The following is a 6463-nucleotide window of genomic DNA, read 5'->3' on the forward strand; positions in this document are numbered from 1 at the left end:
CAATAACAATGATCCCTCCAGTCAATAGTGCGGTGAGTAAAAAAGCGATTCTAACTTTATAGGGATTAATCCCCTGATATGCAGCTATTCCACCAGCAACTCCTGCTAGTATGTTTTTTTCTGATTTAGGAAGCTTACCAAAATCCATTTTTATACTCCTAGTTATATAACGCCAAGCTAAGTGGCGATAAATTGTTGGCCAAAATAAGCGGGGCACGAGAACGGCCAACTGTTTGTTATCTGTGTTTAATAGCTTATGTTGTTACAAGCCGAAAAATATCCAGTGACTTTTAAACCTTTCCTTAAGGTTTGAATCCGTTTGTATTACCGAAGAAATTTGAGAACACTCAAATGTTAATTCAGATTGCCCTTTAATAGCTGCAATTATATTAGGGTAAATCACCAGTACATTTTCTATTACAACCGAATTTAATAATTTAATATTAACAATTGAAGCATCCTGCTTGACCTCTTTGAAGGGACCATCCCTTTCGATTATTTGTATGGGTATTTCAAATTTAGCCAACGCCTAACCTTCCTTTACAACATAACGCCCCATTAAGAGCCAACTGTTATTAATCCTGCTTGAATGCCTTATATGGACCATTTTTGATCGACTTTATCTGCTTTCTTTCGGCCTCAGTTAATACATTATACCAGCGAGGATAGGACCAACCATAACCCCATCTAAATGACGTAGGAAAATATGGGCTTCCTCCCACTCGCACACCTGCTAACATTAGTTTGGCAATTTGTGGCTCGCCAGTTTTTGAAACACACTGATGAAGTTCTTTATCTGCAACCAACCTCTCTTCATAAGTTCCACCTTGCCAATAAGCATAATCGTGAGCAGTGCAGCAAGATAACCATAGCTCTTTATGATCAAATGTACCGTCAGGGAAAGAACTGCACCCATCTGATGTGAAAGGTTTAATATTTTCAGCTTTAACTGTCACTGAAAAAAGTAGGAGGATGAAAACAAAAACTATACGCATACACTTTCCATGATTAACACAAACGCCTAATTAACAGGCAAAAAATTGGTTGGCTAAAATAGCGATGATGGAACAAATAGCCAAGTGTTTTTTGTCCGACTTGAGTGGCTTAGGTATTTAGAACACCCAACCTGCAACTATTGATAAATCTTTTACATCATGGCTAAAAGAACCACTTACATCATTGACAGCATAGCTTTCATTTACAGATAATAGTGAGTACTCAACGCCAAGATATAAATCTTCTGAAAACTTATATTCTGCGCCTAATGAATAATATAAATCATTTCCACTTCCATCACTAACTGGTGGAGGGCTAAAATTTGTAAGTTTTTTTGGCGTATAGTTTTTATATGACCAGTGAGCAAGTCCAACCCGAGCATTAACAGTAAAGTTAGTGACTAACTCTACTTCACCTTTTATTCCAAACCTAATAGATTCAATTTCGACAGGTATAATTGCTTCTGCGGTATAGTCATGCTCAGAACCTAAACAGCAATCTCCGCCAGAAGGTGTACCTGTGATCGAAGTAGGATAATAAACTGTAAATTCATTAACCACACTTCCATGATCATGTTTAGCAAGTTCAATTGAAACATTATCGAAAAATTTAACACCGAATCTAAACCCAAATGAACTATCATTCAAAGTTGCAGAATAGCTCTCATTTGAAAATTTTGGATTTAAGAACGATTTAATTTCATGTTGGGATTTACCGATAAGTATTTCTGATACGAAAACTGTTTCCCCTAGAGCAAATAACGGGAATAAAGTTAAAATCATCCCAATAATATTTTTTTTCATTTACATCCTTTAAAATAAATACAAACTCTGAACTAGAGAAATATTTAACGCCCTACTAACAGGCAAAAATTGTTTGCTAAAATGTTGAGGAACGAACAACAGCCAGCTGTTATTTGAACGTCTTATTATGCTACTGGTTCTGAAACCTCTACAGTTTGATTTTTAAGCTTATGATAACTAAATGTTCCTCTTACCCCACCAATGAGGATCACAATAAATAAAATCGCTAAGAAAGGTACTGACGGGTTAGTTATAAACATATTAACTTGTTCGATAATATAAAAAATTAAACCAAACGTTGCTGCGAATCGGCTTAGTTTCCAAATACCAAATGCAATAAGTATAAAAATAAATGAATCGACAAATGCCCAAGCATCAATTCCTAAAATTGGATCGTTATACATACCATATAAGGCAAATGCGGCTGTAACTGTAGCAACAAATAATGCTACGAACATAGAACCTTTGGTAGCAGCTTTGGCAGACTCTATTGTTGATACATCAGGCCAGTAGAAATTGTCTTTTTTAGTATCACTCATGCTTAAATACTCCTTGCAGCATAACGCCTCGATAACAGGCAAAAAATTGGTTGGCTAAAATGTTGAACACAGTGAAAATAGTCAACTGTATTTTTTCGTTTGAACCGCTTGTTATGTTTTGACTAAACAGATGTTTCGTACGCTTTCGATAACCATTCGATAACTTCACTGTCAACGTCAGAGATATTATTTAGTTGTATTCTATGGGTACACATAGTGCCAAATGGTCCTGATGCTTCTAACCGCCCTTGCACCTCGACGTCTTTAAGTTTTAAACCCAAGTCTATTCTTGTTTTAGTTGCCGGCTTAATTAAAGCAAACTGTTTTTTTCTGATGAAACTTACACTTCCTTTTTTCGGTGTAACTACAACATCTTCACCAAAGTTTTTGATTACTAAGAAAAGCATTTCATAAATAGGCTTAAGCGATTCTTTACCACTATATTGATTTAAAACTAAATCTTCAGGAGGATTAGTTCTTTCTTTAGATAAAGTGACAATTGTATTTGCAAACCCATGTGTTACACCATGCTCTGTTTTTAAAAATTTCACAGCCATTAAATGCTTTTCAAAATTCTCTTTGTCCAAGATTTGAAACCATTCTTCTAATTTTTTACCTGTTTTTTCAGGCATATTTTCAATCATTTTTTGCAGCGATTTATCCATATACTCCACCTTTTTATTCAAAAAATAACGCCCCATTAAGAGACAAATAATAGTTAGTTAAAATAAGCGATGAAGGAGCAAATAGCCAACTGTTATTTGTCCTGCTTGAATGGCTTAACTTCATTTACTTTGAAACTAGAATATATAAAAAACTTATTATTACTGACAAGATCTTTTACAACGCAAGTAACTTTATATACGCCTACAGGATCATTAGCTTCAGCAATTAACCCTACGCGGTCTATAGCTAAACCTAATTGACCTTTAGATAATGCGGGTTTATTTTTCCATAGCTCAGTATTTTTATATTCAGCATAAACTGATCCATCTGGCTTTAAAATTTGGTAATCAATTTCAGCTATACAATTTCCATCTGCGTTAGCTGAACAACCACTAAACAACACTAAAGCTTCAATTGGTTGTCCTTTTTCTACATTCTCAGATTCTAAAATATGATAACCAGGTGTTGGAGCTTCCCAGTTATCTAACATTTTTTGTGAATCTGTCGTCATAAATATCATTGCACCAAATTCACCTGAAGATCCTTGAAAGCTGTTTGAACTATCAGGTTTATCATTCGTAAACCATTCTTCAGAATTTACAGAATGAGACAATAAACATAATATTATTAATAGAAACTTGATGATGAATCCTCCATAAAACTAACGCCCCATGTAAGAGGCAAATAATTGTTGGCTAAAATAAGCAACGAAGTAGCAAATAGCCAGCTGTTATTTATCCTGCTAGAATAGCTTGTTAACGCTATACCTTATAATTCCATCCGCATTTATTTTTAGCTTCCTTGGCATTCTTTGCGCCACTAACCATAAAATCCAATTGTATGGATGTCAATACAGGTGTTTTATCAACATTTACTTCTGTTGCTGACCATCTCCAGCTTTTGAGAGACGCAGCAGCATGGTAATCAAATACACCTTTAGGATAAGATTCCTTTACTTTGTAGCCACTGGTTTTACCATCTTTGTTTATACCAACAATAAGATCAACACAACCAGATAAACCTTTCCTTGCTGCTTCTATTGGGTATTTAGGGTCTAGCCTCTTTTCAACTATCCAATACTCTTTAACTAATTCTCTTTGTTCTTTTAAAGATAAATCCTTATATTCAATTAGGGATTCATCAACAACTTGAACAGTATCATTAGACGCACATGCACCTAAAAATAAACTTATTATTGTAATTGAAACGGCATTTCTCATTGCTAACTCCTTATAGCTCTATCGCCCTAACTACAGGCAAAAAATTGTTTGTTAAAATACTGAAGAACGAAAACAGCAAACTGCTTTTTGTCGTTTAAAAGTCTTGTTAGTTTTTGTTACCACATTTTATTTGTTTTTCACCAAAGTGATAAACATTATTTACCGCTACGTACACACTTGAGACAACTGCTGATGTCGGCATAGTTATTATAGATAAAAACTCATCATTCCATTCATAAAAGCTAGTGTCGCCCTTCATTAGATTAACAACTTTAAGAGTCTTTTTATCTGTAGACAAACCACATTGATATTTTTGAGAATGATCCACTTCAGGAACAACAACACATCCTGTGAAGATCAGTGTACAGATAATAATTATTACTTTGTTTAACATCAAATTATCCTTTTTGACAAATGGAGATAATACACGCTCTACGAAAACTAACGCTTTGCTAAGCGGCTAAAAAATGGCTGGCTATAATAGCGAGTAACGAGCAAAGCCCGCTGTTTTATCGGTCTTGAGTTGCTCGTTAGCTGTATGCTAGTTCATTAGAAAGGTATAATAAATGGTTCTCTTACAAATTGAACCAAAAAGTAAATAACAATACCAATCGCTGGAAATAATCTTCTTATTAATAAAAAAGTTTGGGGAACCACATTTGAGAACATAGGTACGATCCCTGAAAGTACAGAAAATAGTAAAGTAAGACAAAGTAGAATTATAACTAAGAAGCTTTGCTCAACATTGAAGATTAGAATCGAAAAAAATAGAATAAGAAAAAACCATCCCAATAATTCAAGAGTTGATGTAAGTTAAAAAAATTTGATAATAGGCTCCTTACCTAAAAGCTTCATAGTACAGCTGGTGCCCCATTAAGAGGCAAATAATAGTTGGCTACAATGTTGAACGAAGCGGAACCTAGCCAACTGTTAAAATTCCTGCTTGAATGGCTGTTGTTAGAGATCATTTTTCAACGACATTGCGACTTTTCGAATACCATGAGCTGGTGTCCACTGTTTAAACTCAACAAAGCCATATTTCTTGTATAAATTAATTGCTGGATTATTGGCAACGGCAGTTTCTACAATTGCTTCTGTAAATTCAAATAAGTCGAGAATATAACTAATCAATTGACCTGCGATCCCTTTTTTAAAATACTTTGGATCAACGGTTAAACTATCTATTTCTAATTGATTACCCTTTACAACAACCTCTATGACTCCTGCGATGCATCCATTTTCATAAAAACCATAAAACAGTGTTTCTGAATTCTTTATATCTTTAATGCTTCGCGATAGTGGTGGAAAATTAGAAGCATTAATAAGCTGAGCTTCAACTTTATAAGAGTTTTGAAAAACTTTAAAAATTTTATTACCAACGTCTTCATTAGAATTATCAAGTTTGTTTATCATAGTATGCCTAGGCTCAAAATCTGCATTGCTCTCTAACGCCACGTTAAGCGGCAAATAATAGTGGGCTAAAATAAGCGACGAAGCAGCAAAAGCCAACTGTTTTTTTCCTTTTGAGTGACTTGTTAACTTCCGTATTCATGACTGTAGTAACATCGTATGAAAAATTATACCGTCTGTATTTTGTTGAGCCGAATCAAGGCGGAAACCGAAACGCTCATAAACAGGAATAGCCATAGTTGAAGACTTTACCCAGTAATTCCCATTACCTCCTTGAGCTATACAGATTTCATTTGCTGCTGACCACAATTGTTTAGCGATATTTAACTTTCTAGAGTTAGGGTCAACAAAAAGCTGACTTAACTTTTCTTTTTTGAAAATTGCTATTATTCCGACAATTTTGTATTCCTTGACAAAACATAACATCAAATATTTTTTATTTTGGATGCGTTCTTTTATAGCTTTCAATTCAAGGCTTTCTTTAAAGTGTACAATACCTTCTTTATTAAAGTCAGAGTTAGTTTGTGGTTCTGCGGCGCTCAGAATTAGAGATCGAATTCCTACTGCATCATTGATTGTAGCTTTTCGTATACTCATTCTATCCCTAGGAAGTTAACGCAACGTTAGCTGAAAAAAAATTGTTGCCTAAAATTGTAACGGAGTGAAACAGCCAACTGTCTTTTGTCCGTTTGAACGTTTGAGCAGCTTATAGTTGGACCAATCCATTTATCAATCGATTAGTTTACTATATTTGATAAGTGGAATATGCCTCTGTTGGTTACGAATATTGAACGGCAAACATCCAATGTTTCTAACAAGACGTTCGAAC

11 protein-coding genes are annotated in these 6463 nt (G+C 34.6%); all 11 read right to left on the reverse strand.

Annotated features, from left to right (window positions below):
* Positions 1-148, reverse strand: a 148-nt coding sequence (locus H4J69_RS20520; RefSeq protein ID WP_182252039.1) for a PspC domain-containing protein, incomplete at its 3' end; no start/stop codon positions are given.
* A 114-nt stretch (positions 149-262) separates the two neighbouring features.
* The gene (locus H4J69_RS19185) at positions 263-526 is read right to left on the reverse strand and encodes a hypothetical protein (RefSeq protein WP_182218399.1); all 264 of its coding nucleotides are present in this window, start codon (positions 524-526) and stop codon (positions 263-265) included.
* A 49-nt stretch (positions 527-575) separates the two neighbouring features.
* Positions 576-995 carry a hypothetical protein gene (locus H4J69_RS19190; protein ID WP_182218397.1) on the reverse strand — a complete coding sequence of 140 codons (420 nt, stop codon included), beginning with the start codon at positions 993-995 and terminating at the stop codon, positions 576-578.
* Between the two features lie 117 nt (positions 996-1112).
* Positions 1113-1799 carry an outer membrane beta-barrel protein gene (locus tag H4J69_RS19195; RefSeq protein ID WP_182252041.1) on the reverse strand — a complete coding sequence of 229 codons (687 nt, stop codon included), beginning with the start codon at positions 1797-1799 and terminating at the stop codon, positions 1113-1115.
* Between the two features lie 125 nt (positions 1800-1924).
* Positions 1925-2338, reverse strand: coding sequence for a hypothetical protein (locus tag H4J69_RS19200; protein ID WP_182218394.1), 414 nt, complete (start codon positions 2336-2338; stop codon positions 1925-1927).
* A 122-nt stretch (positions 2339-2460) separates the two neighbouring features.
* Positions 2461-3003, reverse strand: coding sequence for a DUF4287 domain-containing protein (locus H4J69_RS19205; protein ID WP_182250896.1), 543 nt, complete (start codon positions 3001-3003; stop codon positions 2461-2463).
* A gap of 92 nt (positions 3004-3095) precedes the next feature.
* Positions 3096-3617, reverse strand: a complete 522-nt coding sequence (locus H4J69_RS19210) for a hypothetical protein (RefSeq protein WP_182252043.1) — start codon at positions 3615-3617, stop codon at positions 3096-3098.
* A gap of 148 nt (positions 3618-3765) precedes the next feature.
* On the reverse strand, positions 3766-4224 hold the full coding sequence (locus tag H4J69_RS19215) for an energy transducer TonB (RefSeq protein WP_182250897.1): 459 nt from the start codon (positions 4222-4224) through the stop codon (positions 3766-3768).
* Between the two features lie 106 nt (positions 4225-4330).
* On the reverse strand, positions 4331-4618 hold the full coding sequence (locus tag H4J69_RS19220) for a hypothetical protein (protein ID WP_182222635.1): 288 nt from the start codon (positions 4616-4618) through the stop codon (positions 4331-4333).
* A 563-nt stretch (positions 4619-5181) separates the two neighbouring features.
* On the reverse strand, positions 5182-5637 hold the full coding sequence (locus tag H4J69_RS19225; protein WP_182250933.1) for a GNAT family N-acetyltransferase: 456 nt from the start codon (positions 5635-5637) through the stop codon (positions 5182-5184).
* Positions 5638-5772: 135 nt separating this feature from the next.
* Positions 5773-6231 carry a GNAT family N-acetyltransferase gene (locus tag H4J69_RS19230; protein WP_182218386.1) on the reverse strand — a complete coding sequence of 153 codons (459 nt, stop codon included), beginning with the start codon at positions 6229-6231 and terminating at the stop codon, positions 5773-5775.
* Positions 6232-6463 lie beyond the last annotated feature (232 nt).

The organism is Colwellia sp. BRX10-9 (assembly GCF_014077405.1).
Taxonomy (GTDB): Bacteria; Pseudomonadota; Gammaproteobacteria; order Enterobacterales; family Alteromonadaceae; genus Colwellia_A.